Raw genomic sequence first — 15,956 nt, 5'->3', positions numbered from 1 at the left:
TAAATTGAAAGTAAGCTGGTGCTGTTGTTGGTCTTGGGTGGTGTTTGTTTTTGCTATTCACTTAAATCGGCCGTGCCTCATTGGGTTGCGGCTGTAGGAGTTCATCATGGGTTTGACTATTTATCATTGGATTTTAATTGTCGCTTTTGTTGCCATTGTGATTTGGGTGTTTGGTAAAAAACAAAAAAAACGCTTTGAAGAGGATGCCAAGCTGCCTTTTGATAGCGAAAAAACCGACCCAAAAGACAAAAACGTCGATTAAATTGAGGCACGGCGTCGAATGTTTGCTTCAGAAACCCTTACGGTGTTAGCTTGGGTGCTGAAGATTGTGTTTTTAAAGTGCTTTAAAAACAGTGATATATTGGTTTTTTCTGTTGTTTGTCGATATTTTTGTTTGATAGTGCTTGACCATCGATCAAATGGTCTATAATATTCGGGTCCTGTTCGGGGCGTAGCGCAGCCCGGTAGCGCACCTGGTTTGGGACCAGGTGGTCGTGAGTTCGAATCCCACCGCCCCGACCAGACTTCTTGCTTTGCCTCATCTCAGTTTCACCCCTGCATTACCAATCTAAATCTTTGTTCTCGTTGTAAATCCCTTAGAATGCTTGTAGTGCAATGGATTGATTTAAGCCGCTTAGCTTAATCGATTTGCGATGCGATTTTTAAGTTTTCGCGCTGCAAATGTCTTTGCCTTATTGGCTTGCTTTCTATACCTATTGGATTTGCTATGACTAAAACGCCGTTTTCTGCCCTCAATTTACCTGCTGAAATGCTCGATAATTTGGCTTCGCTCGGTTTTGAAGCGATGACGCCGATTCAAGCTGCGAGTTTGCCCATCGTGCTCGAAGGCGGCGATATTATTGCTAAAGCGAAAACCGGTAGTGGTAAAACGGCTGCGTTTGGTATCCCGCTACTGCAAAAACTCAATATTAATCTGCACCGAGTGCAAGCTTTGGTGCTGTGCCCAACGCGAGAGCTTGCCGATCAGGTGAGTAAAGACTTGCGCCGTTTGGGGCGCCATTTACCCAATTTAAAAATTCTGACTTTGTGCGGCGGCACACCTTTGACGCCACAAGCGGCCTCATTGGCGCATGGCGCACACGTGGTGGTCGGCACACCAGGTCGTATTCAAGATCATTTGCATAAAAACACCCTCATTGTTAAACAAGTCAGCACGCTGGTGCTGGATGAGGCTGATCGTATGCTCGATATGGGTTTTGGCGGTGAAGTGCAAGACGTGATTGATTTTCTGCCACGCTGGCGCCAAACCTTGTTGTTTTCAGCAACGTATCCTGAAGGTATTCGTAAACTCAGTGCCTCGATTCAGCGCGCGCCGACCGAAGTGACGGTAGAGTCTTTGCACGATCAAGTGTTTATCGAACAGCAATTGTATTTGGTAAAAGACAACGCGGAAAAAGCCGATTTACTTAAACGTATTTTCGCCCATTACCAACCTGCGTCGAGCGTGGTGTTTTGTAATACCCGCCAAGACTGCATGGAATTGGCGCGTAGTTTACAAAAAGACGGCTTTGATGCCATTGAATTACACGGCGAGCTTGAGCAGCGTGATCGCGATTTAACCTTGGTGCAGTTTGCCAATGGTAGCTGCCCAATTCTGGTTGCCACCGATATGGCCGCCCGAGGCTTGGATATTAAAGACTTGGCTGCCGTGGTGAATTACGAATTGCCGTATGACCCTGAAATTTACGTGCATCGGATTGGTCGTACTGGCCGCGCCGGTAAGAAAGGTTTGGCGTTTAGTTTGGTGTCACCATCACAAGTGAAGCGCCAACGTACTATTGAAGAATACCTTGAGCAATCAATACCAGAAGGCAAAGAAGCCGATCTAAAAATCAATGGCGATTATGCTTTGCCGGCCAAAATGGCCACGATTTGTTTTGATGCCGGTCGCAAACACAAAGTGCGCCCCGGTGATATCGTCGGCGCTTTGACTGGCGACGGCGCAATCCCGAACGATGCGATTGGTAAAATTGATTTGTTTGAATTTAGAACTTATGTTGCGGTGCAATTGCAATATGCTCAGCAAGTGATTGTCCGCCTGGGCAATGACAAAGGTAAGCTCAAAGGCAAGCCGGTTAAAGTACAGATTATTAAATAAGACCGTTGTCTCATGCGAATGCCCAGCTGATGCTGGGCATTGTTGTATCTGCGGTGCTGGAAATAAATCACAATAAAGTGTCGAGTCACTCTATTGTGATTGGCTTACTTGAGCTAACACAGGCCGCCGTTGAGGTATTGCTTGACGTTGCCCGTGGCACCAAATTGGTTTGGCGTAGTTTTGATGAGTCAGCGCGGGCAAATCAATAGGGTTGCTGTTTTTTATTGCGGTATTTTGTTGGTTGTGAAAGCGGTGGCTTGACCGCAGTGCCGCTAGGCTTTCAAATGGATGGGCTTTGTTTTTTTTCGAGGGCTTATGGCTATGAATCAGGCTTCGCGTCAGCCGGCGGCGCGCTCTTTTGATGTTAAAGCGCAGCGTTTACGGCTGCTTAAGCGTAATGCGACCTTATTGCTGGTGCTGATGGCGTTGATTATGCTGCTGGCGACGTATTTTCGCGGTGCGCATCCGAGTTTGCCTTACGTTGCGGCTTTTGCTGAAGCGGCCTTGGTGGGTGGTTTGGCCGATTGGTTTGCCGTAACGGCGCTGTTTCGGCATCCGCTCAATCTACCGATTCCGCATACCGCCATTATTCCCAAAAACAAACACCGCATCGCTGATAGTTTGGGTGAGTTTATTGAAACGCACTTTTTGTCGAGCGAGCGGATGATGGCCAAAGTAAGCGAATTTAATCCGGCGCACCGCTTGGCGAGCTGGTTGCAAGTCGACGCGAATGCCAAAGCGGGCGCTGATCAAGTTGCGCGGCTGATGGATTTTATTTTTTGCAAAGCTTGACTGAACCGGCGATGGCGCTGCGTTTACGCGGCTTATTGCTACAGCAATTAGCGCAGATTGATTTGGTCAAACCGGCGGGCGAGATTTTGGCGGTGATACGGCAAAGTGGCCAACATCAAGTGATGCTCGATGCGGTGCTGGCGCATTTGGATCAAGAGCTGCAAAAACCTGAATTACAACAACATTTAGCCGAGATGATTGCCGCTGAATTTGATTATTTGCGCTGGATTTCGCTCGATGCCGCCGGTGGGCGCTATATGGCGAAAAAAAAACTGGTGCATGCAGCAGGGCGTGAAGTGCAAAACATGCGCGAATCGAGCGAGCATCCGCTGCGCGCGCGCATTTTGATCAAGCCTTGGCTGAGCTACAGCAAAATTTAAAACATGATGCAGCACTACAAGCGGCGCTGCAGTTGAGCCAGCAGCATTTATTGGCGCAGCCGAGTTTACTGAACGCCATCGACAATATGTGGTCGCGGCTGGTGGCTTGGTTGGCGGATGATTTGGCGACGCAAGATTCAGTACTGCGCGCTAAACTGGCGCTCAGTTTGCAGCATTTAGGGGGACGCTTGGCCGATGACGTGGTGCTGGCCGACTGGCTAAATCGCCATGCCCGCGTGGCTGCCGGGGTGCTGGTCAAAAAATATCGTCGCCAAATCGGTCAGTTTATCGCCGAACAACTCAAAGCTTGGGATGATGAAGTGATGGTTGAGCGGCTGGAAGTCAGTGTTGGCGTTGATTTGCAGTTTGTACGCCTGAATGGCACGTTGGTGGGCGGCTTGATTGGTGTGTTGCTATACGCGGGGCATCAGCTATTGAAATGAGCTTACTGCAGCCCCATCTATAAGTCAGCTTGTTGGCGGTGTGTGTCAATTTGCAGTGTGAATCGGGTCGAAATTAATGGCTGTTTGGCCGCTTTGATCCGTCCTGTCAATCTATTGGAGTTGCATCATGCTATTTGATCCATTGCAGCAGCAATTGGCCTTACAAAATCGAGTCGTCATGGCACCGCTAACGCGCAGCCGTGCAGATGCCGATCATAATCCGAATGCATTAATGGCTGAATATTATGGTCAGCGTGCCAGTGCCGGTTTGATTATTTCCGAAGGCACCTCACCGTCCCCCAATGGTTTGGGTTACGCCCGGATCCCTGGCTTATTTACCGCTGAGCATGTGACTAAGTGGCGTTTGTCGACCGATGCAGTTCATCGTGGTGGCGCGAAATTCTTTGTTCAATTAATGCATTCCGGTCGTGTGGCGGCGCTAGAAAATCTACCGCAAGGCGCACGGGTGGTTGGGGCAACAGCGGTAGCGCTAGAGGGTGAAATTTATACCGATAGCGCCGGTATGCAGCCACACGCCCAACCGCATGCGCTAGGCGCAGGCGAAATACCAGCGTTAATTGCTGAATTTGTTCATTCAGCACAACTGGCGATTGAGGCTGGTTTTGATGGTATTGAATTGCACGCGGCCAATGGTTATCTGCTCGAGCAATTTTTAAATGCCAATATCAATACACGCAGTGATGCCTATGGTGGTGGCGCTAGTCAGCGCAATCGCATAGTGCTTGAAATTGCGCGAGCTTGTGTAGCAGCGATTGGGGCGGATAAAGTCGGCATTCGTCTTTCTCCCTATGGGGTATTTAACGGCACAGGCGAGTTTGAGGGGATTGCCGAGCAATACCTTGAGTTGGCACGTGAATTGTCTGAGATTGGGCTAGTGTATTTGCATTTGGTTGATCATTCGTCGATGGGCGCGCCGCCGGTACCTGCTGAGTTTAAAGCGCAACTTAGATCGGCATTTAATGGTTTGTTTATCGCCTCGGGTGGATTTAATGCGGCCAAGTGCGCAAGCGGCGTTAAGTTCGGGGCAGGCCGATTTAGTTGCTATGGGCCGTGCTTTTATTAGCAATCCCGATTTGGTGGCGCGGATGCAGCACAACTTGCCGCTGGCCGAGCCGGATGCCAATACTTTTTATACGCCAGGGCCGCATGGCTATACCGATTATCCAGCGTATTTAGCATAAATCTTGACGCTCAAGCCAAGCCAAGCGCTGTGTATTCGCTTGGCTTTTTTTTTTTTGTGGCAAGGACTGGGGTCTGTTGATGCTTGGTTTATCAGCCGCGTTTGTGCGGATTTGGGCCTGAGGCAAGGCACGAAGCGTGCAGCGTAGTCATTCTACGTCAGCGCTTTGTAACGCAGCATCAGAGCCAAAGCCGCCAAACCGAGTTGTTTTATATAAAATCCGGCTGGGTGCTTTCGCGGCGACTCTGTGTTGTAGCAAGCTCACATAGAATGACTATGCATCGCTTACTACGCCTTGATTCGCCGCAAAAATCGCGTAAGCAGCGGCGGAAAACCAAACTTCAACAGACCCTAGAGTAAAAATCCTGTTTTGTGGCTTGCCAATTGGCAAGCTTCCCGTGATAATCCGCCGGTACAGCAGGAGAGTGTGATTTTTACCATTTGTTGGATTTAAATCACCACCGAAGGCGCAAATGCACCCGCAAATCGCTCAGGTATCAGGGACTGCTGGCAAAAGTAAAACTCTGGAGAGCGGTGCTCGGTGTTTACACCCGCAGCATCCACCGAAGGGCTCAACGGCAAAATCCTAAGCAATGGCTGCGCCTCCTGTGATCACAGGGTGCGGCATTAAAAGGATTTTTTCAACAGATGCTAATCTGTAGCCGGAAAATCTCAGGTGTCAGGACAGAGGGGTGTTGCCCGTCGCGCTATAGGCCGTCGGACTTAGAGGGCTATACCCTAAGGAACCCCATGACAACCAAAACCACACCATTGTATGAATCTCACCTTGCTGCGAACGCCAAAATGGTCGATTTCGCCGGCTGGTTGATGCCGATTCACTACGGATCACAACTCAAAGAACACGATATTGTACGCACCGACGCTGGCATGTTTGATGTGTCGCATATGTGTGTGCTCGATATTGTCGGCAGTGAAGCTAAAGCGTTTTTGCGTTTTCTGATTGCCAATGATGTCGAAAAACTCAGTACCGAAGGTAAAGCTTTGTACTCGGGGATGTTAACGCCGGAAGGCACGGTGATCGACGATTTAATCGTTTACCTAACGCATTACGGCTACCGCATGGTGGTCAACGCCGGCACTGCTGACAAAGACATCGCATGGATGCTCAAGCAAGCGGCCAACTTTGACGTGCAAATCCATGTGCGCCGTGAATTGGCAATGATTGCGATTCAAGGCCCTAACGCCATCGCCAAAGTATGTAAAGTCATCCACGAAGATTGGGAAGACGCAGTGAAAGCGCTGAATGTGTTTCAAGGCTTTCCTTTTGGCCCGGTTGAAGACGGCTGGTTTATTGCCCGCACCGGATATACCGGCGAAGATGGTTTAGAGATTATGTTACCAAGCGACGAAGCGGCCACCTTTTGGCAAGCGTTGCTCAGCGTGGGTATTGCACCTATCGGCTTGGGCGCGCGCGACACTTTGCGCCTTGAAGCGGGCATGAATCTATACGGCCATGATATGGACGAAACCATTTCACCGCTGGCGGCCGGCATGGGCTGGACCATTGCTTGGCAACCGGCTGAGCGTGATTTTATCGGCCGCGCCGCACTCGAAGCGGAGCGCGCCGCAGGCGTGGCGTTTAAGCAAGTGGGTTTAGTACTCGAAGGGCGTGGCGTATTGCGCGAAGGGCAAGTTGTAGAAGTGGCTGGCGTAGGGCAAGGCGTGATTACCAGCGGCACGTTTTCACCCACGCTCAAGCATTCAGTGGCGATCGCCCGCGTTCCAGCGGCGACTAAAGACACCGACACGGTGCAAGTGGACTTACGCGGCACGCTCACCGACGTTCGCGTGGTGAAAAATGCCGTTTGTTCGCAATGGTAAAAAAGTTTTTGCATAAATAATTCGGGGAGTGGGGAGTAGGGAATGGGGAGTAAACCCGGATCTATCCTTGCCCCCAGCTTCCTACTCTCAATACCAATCTCAAATCCCTAAGGAAAAATCATGAGTCATATTCCAGCCGAACTTAAATATGTGAACAGCCACGAATGGTTGCGTTTAGAAGCCGACGGCACGGTGACCATTGGTATTACCGATCACGCGCAAGAATTGTTGGGCGATATCGTGTTTGTTGAATTGCCACAAGTGGGTGATGAATTAGCCGCCGATGCCACTGCGGGCGTGGTTGAATCAGTAAAAGCGGCGTCTGATGTGTACGCACCGATTGCAGGTGAAGTGGTCGCCGTCAACGACGCTTTGGTGGATGCGCCAGAATTGGCCAATACCGAACCCTACGGCGCAGCCTGGTTTTTCCGCGTTAAACCGGCCGATGCATCCGTGCTCGATGGCTTGATGACCGCAGAACAATACGCCAAAGAAATCGGCGTTTAAACTTACAAAAAATGAACCACAGAGGCACAGAGACGCAAAGAAAATCTGCGGTTCTCCGTGCCTCTGTGTCTCTGTGGTAAAGAATTAAAAGGTGCTTCATGTCGCTCTCTACACTGTTTAACCACGAAGAATTTATTGCACGGCATATTGGCCCCAATGCTGCCGATCAAGCGGCGATGCTGGCGCAAATTGGCGCCGACTCGATTGAAGACTTGGTCGCGCAAACCATTCCTGACGACATTCGTTTTAAGCAAAAACTGCCTTTGCCGGACGCCGTATCTGAAGTGGACGCCTTGGCCAAAATTCGCGCTATCGCGGCGAAAAACATCGTCAATAAAAGCTTTATTGGCTTGGGCTATTACCCCAACATCACGCCAAATGTGATTTTGCGCAATGTGCTAGAAAATCCCGGTTGGTACACCGCCTACACGCCGTATCAAGCTGAAATCGCCCAAGGTCGTTTAGAAGCTTTGCTCAATTACCAGCAAATGATTATCGATATGACGGGGCTGGATTTAGCCAATGCGTCGCTTCTCGATGAAGCGACGGCAGCGGCCGAAGCGATGGCGATGGCGCGGCGGATATCAAAAGTCAAAGCCGAGAAATTCTTCGTAGATGAACAGGTATTGCCACAGACACTGGATGTAGTAAAGACGCGGGCGCAATACTTCGGGTTTGAACTCGTCATCGGCGCGGCAACGGCCTCCGGTGAAGATGATTATTTTGGTGCTTTGCTGCAGTACCCGGGTGCTGATGGTGCCGTGCGGGATTTAACTGCACCGATTGCAGCGCTTAAAGCGCGTGGTGGTGTGGCGATTGTGGCGGCGGATTTTGTTGGCTTTGGCGCTACTGAAATCACCCGCTGAAATGGGCGCGGATGTGGCGATTGGCAGCAGCCAGCGTTTTGGCATTCCAATGGGCTTTGGCGGCCCACACGCGGCGTATTTTGCTTTTAAAGATGAAATGAAGCGCTCGGCACCGGGCCGGATTATTGGCGTGTCGATTGATGCCAAAGGTAAAACTGCGCTGCGCATGGCTTTGCAAACCCGCGAGCAACATATTCGCCGTGAAAAAGCCAACTCAAACATTTGCACTTCGCAAGTACTGCTCGCCAATATGGCGGGAATGTACGCCGTATACCATGGCCCAGCGGGGATTAAACGCATTGCCGAGCGCACGCATCGCTTAGCGAGTTTGTTTGCGCAAGGCGTTCGCGCTCAGGGAGGGAAAATCCTGCACGACGCGTTTTTTGATACGGTGCAAGTCAATACTGGCGCGCAAACTGCGAGCATTTACGCCGCAGCCTTGGCGGCGGGTTACAACTTGCTGCAAGTGTCTGAAACCGTCTTGAGTGTGGCTTTTCATGAAGCGGCATCGCAAAACGATTTGGCAACTTTGATTCAGCTCTTTACCGGTCAATCCGCAGATTTGGCCGCGCTCGACGTGGCGAGCAGCGAAGTGATTCCTGCTGTTTTGCAACGCACATCAAACTATTTATCGCACCCAGTATTTAATCGCTACCACACCGAACACGAAATGCTGCGTTACCTTAAACGCCTTGAAAATCGTGATTTGGCGATGAATCATTCGATGATTTCATTGGGTAGTTGCACCATGAAACTCAATGCCACCAGCGAAATGATTCCAGTGACTTGGGCTGAATTTGGCAATATCCACCCGTTTGCGCCGCAAGCGCAAACGCTGGGTTATTTTGAAATGATTAACGGCTTGGCTGATCAACTCAAAGCGATTACGGGGTTTGACGCGATTTGTATGCAACCCAATTCCGGCGCGCAGGGCGAATACGCCGGTTTGTTGGCAATTCGTCGTTATCACGACAGCCGCAATGAAGCGCATCGCGATATTTGCTTAATTCCAAAATCAGCGCACGGTACTAATCCGGCGACCGCACAGATGATGGGCTTGAAAGTCGTAGTGGTCGATTGCGATGACAGCGGTAACGTTGATCTGTCTGATCTGAAAGCTAAGGCCGAATTACACGGTGCGAATTTGGCGGCGTTGATGCTGACTTATCCATCAACGCACGGCGTGTTTGAAACCGCGGTTAAAGCCATTTGCGCCACTGTGCATCAGTTTGGCGGCCAAGTGTATATGGATGGCGCAAATTTGAATGCGCAAGTGGGCCTAACGCGCCCAGCCGATATCGGTGCCGATGTGAGCCATATGAATTTGCACAAAACTTTCTGCATTCCACACGGTGGTGGTGGCCCAGGCATGGGGCCGATTGGCATGAAAGCGCATTTAGCGCCATTTATGTCCAATCACGCGGTGGCCAATATCGATCAAGGTGACGCCAGCGTCGCGCAAGGTCAATCCGCGGTATCGGCAGCGCCATTTGGTTCGGCGTCGATTTTGCCGATTTCGTGGATGTATATCACCATGATGGGCGCGGGCGGCGTGAAGCACGCTACGGAAATTGCGCTACTGAACGCCAATTACATGATGCAGCAACTCGCAGCGCATTATCCGGTGCTGTATACCGGCGCGAATGGCCGCGTGGCGCATGAATGTATTATTGATATTCGCCCACTGAAAGCGGCAAGTGGCATTACCGAAGTCGATATCGCCAAACGCCTGATGGATTATGGCTTTCACGCGCCGACCATGAGTTTTCCGGTGGCAGGTACCTTGATGATTGAGCCGACGGAGTCAGAATCCAAAGCTGAACTCGATCGTTTTATCGCGGCGATGATTTCGATTCGCCAAGAAATCGATCAAGTGCAAGCCGGGGTTTGGCCAGTGGAAAATAATCCGCTGAAAAACGCACCGCACAGCAAAAACGACATCGCTGCTGATTGGGATCGTCCGTATTCGCGTGAAGTGGCGTTCTTCCCATTGCCGTACGTGCTCGACAACAAGTTTTGGCCGTCGGTGAATCGGATTGACGATGTATATGGCGATCGCAATTTGATTTGCGCTTGCCCAAGCATGGATCAATACGACGAGTAATTGCGATTGTTTGTTGTGGTGTGATGAGTTTGGTGCCGTATAGCATGGCATTCAGCAAATCGTAATACGCCAATTTAAATCGCCCCGCCGAGGTTTGGTGGGGTATTTTTATGTCTGCAAACTGACAATTTGACGTTGACGCGACACCACCGATAAATAAATCGCGTTGCGCAAAAGGTGTCGCTAAACTCGCGAGCAAATTCTTACTTTATATCGACGTTTTAATGAAAAAAACCTTAATCACAGCAGTTTTGGCCTTGTTGCCATGGTGCGCAGTCGCGAGCGAAGCGACGATCAATTACAGCGTCACACCAGTGGTGATGTCCAATGCTGATTTAGAGACTGGCGGCGAAGTCAGTAGCGAATGGCTGATCGCGTCACTGAGCGTGAATCAGCAAATTGATGCGCAGCACAGCCTTGGTTTGGCGCTAAACGCCAGTCAACAGCAATGGCATTTTGATTCGCCAGTGGCTTGGGGCGGAAAAACGCCGTGGCAAGATTTAAATCGGCTTGAGCTCTCGATGCCTTATCGTTTTGTGACGGCCGATGGCTGGATTTTTGGCCTAACGCCGGGCGTGCAATACGCCGCCGAAGCGGGGGCAGATCAGAGCGAGAGTATCAATTGGGGTGGTAATGCCTATGTGGCGCATTATTTTTCGCCGCGCTTAATGCTGGGTTTGGGCGTGAGCGCGTGGCAGAGTTTTGATGAAAACGTGGTGTTTCCGTTTGTATTACTCAATTGGCAAATTAGCGATCAACTCAGCTTAAAAAACCCCTTTGTCGCCGGCCCTGTTGGCCCGGCAGGATTGGAATTGACGTGGAAAGCATCTAGTGTTTGGGATTTTGCCGCCGGTGGCACATGGCGCAGTTACCAAACTCGCTTAGCCAGTGATAACCCCGTCGCGGCTAATGGCATTTTAGAAAACAACTCGGTACCCTTATTTGTTCGCGCCGGTTATCAATTTGCGCCCAGCACACGCTTAGATTTTTATGCCGGTGCGGCACTGAACGGCGAATTTAAAATCCGCAATCAACAAGGTGATGCTTTGATTAGTGAAAGCTACGCCACGATGCCATTTTTGGGGTTGAGTTTATCGGGGCGCTTTTAATCATTCAGTGATTGTGAGTTGTTGTGAATGCCCTAGTTTAAAAGCCGCCTTTTTAGGCGGTTTTTTATTGCTATTTGTTTATTAATCTTTAATTAAGAGCGAAAAGCGCAAGGCTATGTTTATGGACTTGTGGTCCTGACACATGGGGTGCTTATAAAGCAATTAAACCTGATTGTTCGTGTTTTTCTAAATATCACCTCGCAGCGAGCTTTTCACTAACTGAGTGATTACCGCTCAGATAATTGCATCGTCTGAGTTTGATTTGAATGGCTTGGTTAATTGATGAATGCAGAAGTGTATTTTTTATGATTATTCATTTTTCTAGTGCTATTAATGCGGCTATTTATTATGAGAATATGCCGAGTAAATAATCTTCAGGCATAAAACGGTAGTCATCATGAATTCAAAACGCACTTTTTTATCTTTAGCAGTTTCGGCTTTATTTTTGAGCGCCTGTGGCGGTGGTGGCGGTAGCTCTGGTGGTAATGATGGCGGCACAGGCGTTGCGCCTAACGTAACACCAGCCCCAACGTCAGCACCGCTACCTTCGGTTTCTGCTGCGGCACCAGTGTCAAATAACGGCGGTGCAAATTTTGAATTTGCATTAGTAACGGGCTTTAATGGCGATCTTGAAAATAGTGGTGGTGCGGTGATCGCAGGCCAAACCGCGCCAGTGAGCGAACGCAACATCACGGTTGTTAAAGCTGAAATCGGCCAAGTGAATTTAAAAGAACCGGGATCTGATTATTTTGCATTAGTCGCTGGTCGTGATGCCTTGCTGCGTGTCGTGACCATTGCTAATCAAGCGAATGTCGTTGCACCACGCATGAAAGTTACCGTGAGCAAAGTCAGTGGTGGTACGGTTTTTGAGCAAGTTTTAGAAAACAATACCAAGGGTTTATTGCCGCAAGTGGCAGATCAACCGACCGTATTGCTCAAAGGTATGCTTGGTAAAGATGAATTTACGGCCGCGATTGATTATCCAACATCGGAAAAAGTGGTAAAAACCACCATGCCAATGCCGGACATGAATCGCAGTTATGTGATTAAACTCCCTGCCAGCATCTTAACGGCAGAAGCACTCAAAGTTGAAGTGGCTTTGCTCGATGTCAGCGATGCAATTGCAACGGACAATGCCAAAATCTATACCATTGAACCTATGGCAATGGATGCCTTGACCGTAGTAAAAGTGCCGGTAACTGTAAATGGATTTGCGCCAACACTGCCAAGTGATGACACTTTGAAACGTGCCATTATGTCGGTAATTCCGGTGCCGAATGTAATTGTTAAAACTCGAAGCTCTGCAGTGGTCACTAGCCAAGGCGACACTGTGAGCGCTCCCGGCTCGATCGCTTCAATTAAAGACAAAACGCTGACGGTTTTAACCTCTACACGTAACAATGACATCACGTCTAAAATCGCTGTTGAATCAGATTTTTACATGGGGTTTTTGGCTGCAGGAAATATTGGTGGAGTCACTACTTGGGGCGGATTTGCAAGTATTGTCCAAGACTCATTAAAAGATAGCTATATAGCTAAATATACAAAGGCGACTTGGCAGCAAGAGTTGTTAAACTCATGGGGATCAGTCGGTGATTCAGGTTCTTGTGGGGCACGATTGGATGATGTAAATTATCCTTATTATAATGCTGGTCTAAATGGCATTTGGAATATTGATTTATTTAGCGTGGATAATAAAGTAATTTTGGCTAATCCACATGCGTTTACAAACGTAACCAGCTATTGTGCAAATTCATTTTATATGGCAGATAATCAAGTAAAACGAATGATTCGTGATTATTGGCCAATGCGTGACTTAGCATACATGGATCGTGCAATCACAATGAACAAAAATGAGCTACAAAACTTGGGTACAGCTGCCTACAATATTAAATATCCAAATGGATTTGATGATATGCCGGATATGAAATTTATTATGGCGCGTCAGAAAAATAGCACTTTACCTGTACCAAAACAAGGGTGGTAATTTAATAAAAAGGCTGCAATTAAATTGCAGCCTTTTTTATGCATAAATTGGCTTGTTTAGATCTAAATAGGCATCCATATCTGTTTGTTTTGCGATTTAAAATCTAAATTGCTCGGTCAAAATGGGTTTTAAGTATCTCTGAAAGATAAAGTATATTTGCCATGGCAATGCCATTATTGCGACTGCTGAATGAGTGATTTTCTGGCTCAGTTAATGACCCAAAATACTGTAGTCGGCAAACTCACTATTGGCAACGGCAGTTTTTAAATCATAAACATGGCCATTTTTCACCAAAATCAGATAAACGCCATTTAAATGGTCGTAGACATAAACCGGAATTTGGCCGTGCGCTTGAATTGATTTTTCATTATTTCGTTCTCGCGGCGTGATGACTTCTAGTTTATTTCCTTGCATGCTCAAGCTATTGACCACGGTTCGATATAAGTCTTTGCTATTTTGATAGTTTTCAATTCTTTCCGCTAATCGATGCATTGCATGGCGAGTCACTTTAACGCCCGCGCGCAATGCATGGCAAAAAACATATTCCGTATCTGGTTCAGTCACGGTAAACAGTTGCGCTGCGGGGCGTTTGGAATGCAGCCACGGTTGATCATCATTTTCGACCGTGATGACTGCGCAATGAAAGCGGGTGGCTAAAAAGTGTGCGTAATCAATTAAATGCAATTTATTGGATTCTGCTGCTTGCAGTTTTTTTATTGCGCCAAAAGTCACTTGTAATTGCATCGAACGTCCCGTCTTGGGTTTGCTGCTTAAACCGGTGCCCATGTTAAAGGCTTTTTGAATGGCGAATAATTCAGCTGCAATGAATACGTCTTCATCAGGAATATTTGGGTCGTCCACGGTAATGATGTAGTGGCCGCAGCAGCGCTGTTGATTATCAGTGAAAATAACTGTCGCGCGCCGAGTTGTGCCTTGTATGCGAGTCGTTCTGAATTGATAAAAATGCATGTTTAAACTCCGGTTGGCGCTGAGGTCCGAGATTAATTTGCAATTGTGGATAGACGGTGAATTGAAAATATTAATGGCTATTGTTATGCGTAGCGAAGTGTAATTAAAAATATGTATTTCTTTCGCTACGTTTTTTCGTCGTTATGCGAGTGAAGTGAGTAGGTTAAATTTGGTTTGCTCGGTGGCAAAGCAGCCCAATTTTCGGTAGAAAGCATGGGCTTCAGGTCGATGGTTACCGCTGATGATTTCGATTCTGGGTGCTTGATGCTCAGTGGCAAAATCAACTGCCGCTTGCATCAGCGCCGACCCTACGCCTTGGCCACGAGCGCTTGCATCAACGACCAGACCAGTGATTTTGCCGAGTAGGGCGCTGCAGTGCAGCATGGGCAACAGATGGATGCCAACTAGGCCGAGCGGGGTGTCGTTTTCTGGATGGCAAGCAACAAATAGCGCATTAAACGGCGTTGCCATATAGGCAATCCGTTGTGCTGCGTCGTCTTGGCTGGCGGGATAGCCCAGTTGCGTAAGTAGCAGGGCAATATGTTTTGCATCACCGGCGGTGGCGCGGCGGATTAGGTGTTGCTGCATTATCGTAGGCGGGGCAGATAAAGCTCGTATCTTACACACAAATCAGCTTTTTGAAATTAAGTCGTCGGTAATGGCCCGCCGCGCCGCCCGCAACCCTGGTTTAGGTTTAAGTGGCGAAGCTAGAAAATTTTTTTTGGGTTTTCGCCTTCGGCGAAAAGGTCGCTGCGTAGGGTGTGCAAATTGTAATTTGCGCACGCGGGGGCCGCTTGGTGATTGGATTGCTTGTTGGTGCCGCGTGGCGTTTTGTATTGCGTACTTCGGTCCGCGTGCGCAAACCCTTGCGGATTTGCACACCCTACCAAACCCCATAAAGTGCTGCTGCAGCCCGCCGCGCCGCCCGCGCAACCCTGGTTTAGGTTTAAGTGGCGAAGCTAGAAAAATTTTTTTGGGTTTTTCGCCTTCGGCGAAAAGGTCGCTGCGTAGGGTGTGCAAATTGTAATTTGCGCACGGGGGGCCGCTTGGTGATTGGATTGCTTGTTGGTGCCGCGTGGCGTTTTGTATTGCGTACTTTGGTCCGCGTGCGCAAACCCTTGCGGATTTGCACACCCTACCAAACACCACAAAGTGCTGCTGCAGCCCGCCGCGTCGCCCGTAACCCTGGTTTAGGTTTAAGTGGCGAAGCTAGAAAATTTTTTTTGGGTTTTCGCCTTTGGCGAAAAGGTCGCTGCGTAGGGTGTGCAAATTGTAATTTGCGCACGGGGGGCCGCTTGGTGATTGGATTGCCTGTTGATGCCGCGTGGCGTTTTGTATTGCGTACTTCGGTCCGCGTGCGCAAACCCTTGCGGATTTGCACACCCTACCAAACCCCACAAAGTGCTGCAGCCGCCCGCCGCGCCGCCCGCAACTCTGGTTTAGGTTTAAGTGGCGAAGCTAGAAAAATTTTTTTGGGTTTTTCGCCTTCGGCGAAAAAAACAGCAAAAATAAGGAAAAATATTTCTCCTACGGAGAACCTATTATTTCGCCTTCGGCGAAGGTGCTCGGCTACGCCTGCGCCTAGGTTTTTAGGTTTAAAGCGCGGCGCATTACCGAGTTGAGTTTAATGGTGACCT

At 49.0% G+C, this 15,956-nt stretch carries 14 protein-coding genes, 1 tRNA gene, 2 pseudogenes and 1 riboswitch; of the genes and pseudogenes, 15 read left to right on the top strand and 2 right to left on the bottom strand.

Features of this window, described 5'->3' with window-relative positions; translation table 11 throughout:
* Positions 1–106 precede the first annotated feature (106 nt).
* The 14 genes and pseudogenes from GKO28_RS18070 (at position 107) to GKO28_RS18005 (ending at position 13,350) form a co-directional block, all read left to right on the top strand.
* Positions 107–262, top strand: a complete 156-nt coding sequence (locus tag GKO28_RS18070; RefSeq protein WP_182077306.1) for a cbb3-type cytochrome c oxidase subunit 3 — start codon at positions 107–109, stop codon at positions 260–262.
* A gap of 183 nt (positions 263–445) precedes the next feature.
* Positions 446–522: transfer RNA gene (locus tag GKO28_RS18065), tRNA-Pro, on the top strand.
* A 205-nt stretch (positions 523–727) separates the two neighbouring features.
* Entirely contained in the window at positions 728–2,119 is a 1,392-nt protein-coding gene (gene dbpA, locus GKO28_RS18060; RefSeq protein WP_182077305.1) for an ATP-dependent RNA helicase DbpA, read from the top strand.
* Between the two features lie 29 nt (positions 2,120–2,148).
* Entirely contained in the window at positions 2,149–2,328 is a 180-nt protein-coding gene (locus GKO28_RS18055) for a hypothetical protein (RefSeq protein ID WP_203564267.1), read from the top strand.
* Between the two features lie 106 nt (positions 2,329–2,434).
* A complete protein-coding gene (locus tag GKO28_RS18050) occupies positions 2,435–2,911 on the top strand; it encodes a DUF445 family protein (protein WP_247646643.1) in 477 nt (158 codons plus the stop codon).
* Positions 2,899–3,291 (top strand): hypothetical protein, encoded by a 393-nt coding sequence (locus GKO28_RS18045; protein WP_182077303.1) that lies wholly within the window; start codon positions 2,899–2,901, stop codon positions 3,289–3,291. Before GKO28_RS18050 ends, GKO28_RS18045 begins: the two co-directional genes overlap by 13 nt.
* Complete coding sequence (locus GKO28_RS18040; protein ID WP_182077302.1) at positions 3,267–3,734, top strand: DUF445 family protein; 468 nt, start codon at positions 3,267–3,269, stop codon at positions 3,732–3,734. The genes GKO28_RS18045 and GKO28_RS18040 overlap by 25 nt, the downstream gene beginning before the upstream one ends.
* Before the next feature lie 127 nt (positions 3,735–3,861).
* Positions 3,862–4,818, top strand: a complete 957-nt coding sequence (locus tag GKO28_RS18035) for an alkene reductase (RefSeq protein WP_203564266.1) — start codon at positions 3,862–3,864, stop codon at positions 4,816–4,818.
* Entirely contained in the window at positions 4,799–4,936 is a 138-nt protein-coding gene (locus tag GKO28_RS18030; RefSeq protein ID WP_247646642.1) for a hypothetical protein, read from the top strand. Before GKO28_RS18035 ends, GKO28_RS18030 begins: the two co-directional genes overlap by 20 nt.
* A gap of 407 nt (positions 4,937–5,343) precedes the next feature.
* Positions 5,344–5,452: riboswitch (glycine riboswitch) on the top strand.
* A 233-nt stretch (positions 5,453–5,685) separates the two neighbouring features.
* Positions 5,686–6,793, top strand: a pseudogene (gcvT, locus tag GKO28_RS18025) (glycine cleavage system aminomethyltransferase GcvT).
* Positions 6,794–6,897: 104 nt separating this feature from the next.
* The gene (gcvH, locus tag GKO28_RS18020; RefSeq protein WP_210768914.1) at positions 6,898–7,284 is read left to right on the top strand and encodes a glycine cleavage system protein GcvH; all 387 of its coding nucleotides are present in this window, start codon (positions 6,898–6,900) and stop codon (positions 7,282–7,284) included.
* A gap of 98 nt (positions 7,285–7,382) precedes the next feature.
* Positions 7,383–10,254 (top strand): annotated as a pseudogene (gene gcvP / locus GKO28_RS18015) (aminomethyl-transferring glycine dehydrogenase).
* A 224-nt stretch (positions 10,255–10,478) separates the two neighbouring features.
* Positions 10,479–11,363: a DUF6268 family outer membrane beta-barrel protein gene (locus tag GKO28_RS18010; protein WP_182077301.1), complete on the top strand. Its 885-nt coding sequence runs from the start codon at positions 10,479–10,481 to the stop codon at positions 11,361–11,363.
* 397 nt (positions 11,364–11,760) lie between these two features.
* Positions 11,761–13,350, top strand: a complete 1,590-nt coding sequence (locus GKO28_RS18005; RefSeq protein WP_182077300.1) for a hypothetical protein — start codon at positions 11,761–11,763, stop codon at positions 13,348–13,350.
* A gap of 210 nt (positions 13,351–13,560) precedes the next feature.
* Here the strand turns inward: GKO28_RS18005 and GKO28_RS18000 are convergent, their stop codons facing one another.
* Together GKO28_RS18000 and GKO28_RS17995 are read right to left on the bottom strand one after the other, a co-directional pair.
* The gene (locus tag GKO28_RS18000; protein WP_182077299.1) at positions 13,561–14,319 is read right to left on the bottom strand and encodes a hypothetical protein; all 759 of its coding nucleotides are present in this window, start codon (positions 14,317–14,319) and stop codon (positions 13,561–13,563) included.
* A 141-nt stretch (positions 14,320–14,460) separates the two neighbouring features.
* Positions 14,461–14,907 carry a GNAT family N-acetyltransferase gene (locus GKO28_RS17995; RefSeq protein WP_182077298.1) on the bottom strand — a complete coding sequence of 149 codons (447 nt, stop codon included), beginning with the start codon at positions 14,905–14,907 and terminating at the stop codon, positions 14,461–14,463.
* 470 nt (positions 14,908–15,377) lie between these two features.
* Here GKO28_RS17995 and GKO28_RS17990 point away from each other — a divergent pair, with 470 nt between their 5' ends.
* Positions 15,378–15,941: a hypothetical protein gene (locus GKO28_RS17990; protein ID WP_182077297.1), complete on the top strand. Its 564-nt coding sequence runs from the start codon at positions 15,378–15,380 to the stop codon at positions 15,939–15,941.
* Positions 15,942–15,956: the final 15 nt, after the last annotated feature.

Source organism: Deefgea sp. CFH1-16, from assembly GCF_016881365.1.
GTDB lineage: Bacteria > Pseudomonadota > Gammaproteobacteria > Burkholderiales > Chitinibacteraceae > Deefgea.
This window is presented reverse-complemented; position numbering and strand designations above follow the sequence as displayed.

Excerpts from the sequence above, each read along its gene's own strand:
- GKO28_RS18070 (WP_182077306.1), top strand. The coding sequence starts at position 107 with ATGGGTTTGACTATTTATCATTGGATTTTAATTGTCGCTTTTGTTGCC.
- dbpA (WP_182077305.1), top strand. The coding sequence starts at position 728 with ATGACTAAAACGCCGTTTTCTGCCCTCAATTTACCTGCTGAAATGCTC.
- GKO28_RS18055 (WP_203564267.1), top strand. The coding sequence starts at position 2,149 with ATGCTGGGCATTGTTGTATCTGCGGTGCTGGAAATAAATCACAATAAA.
- GKO28_RS18050 (WP_247646643.1), top strand. The coding sequence starts at position 2,435 with ATGGCTATGAATCAGGCTTCGCGTCAGCCGGCGGCGCGCTCTTTTGAT.
- GKO28_RS18035 (WP_203564266.1), top strand. The coding sequence starts at position 3,862 with ATGCTATTTGATCCATTGCAGCAGCAATTGGCCTTACAAAATCGAGTC.
- GKO28_RS18030 (WP_247646642.1), top strand. The coding sequence starts at position 4,799 with ATGGGCCGTGCTTTTATTAGCAATCCCGATTTGGTGGCGCGGATGCAG.
- gcvH (WP_210768914.1), top strand. The coding sequence starts at position 6,898 with ATGAGTCATATTCCAGCCGAACTTAAATATGTGAACAGCCACGAATGG.
- GKO28_RS18010 (WP_182077301.1), top strand. The coding sequence starts at position 10,479 with ATGAAAAAAACCTTAATCACAGCAGTTTTGGCCTTGTTGCCATGGTGC.
- GKO28_RS18005 (WP_182077300.1), top strand. The coding sequence starts at position 11,761 with ATGAATTCAAAACGCACTTTTTTATCTTTAGCAGTTTCGGCTTTATTT.
- GKO28_RS18000 (WP_182077299.1), bottom strand. The coding sequence starts at position 14,319 with ATGCATTTTTATCAATTCAGAACGACTCGCATACAAGGCACAACTCGG.
- GKO28_RS17995 (WP_182077298.1), bottom strand. The coding sequence starts at position 14,907 with ATGCAGCAACACCTAATCCGCCGCGCCACCGCCGGTGATGCAAAACAT.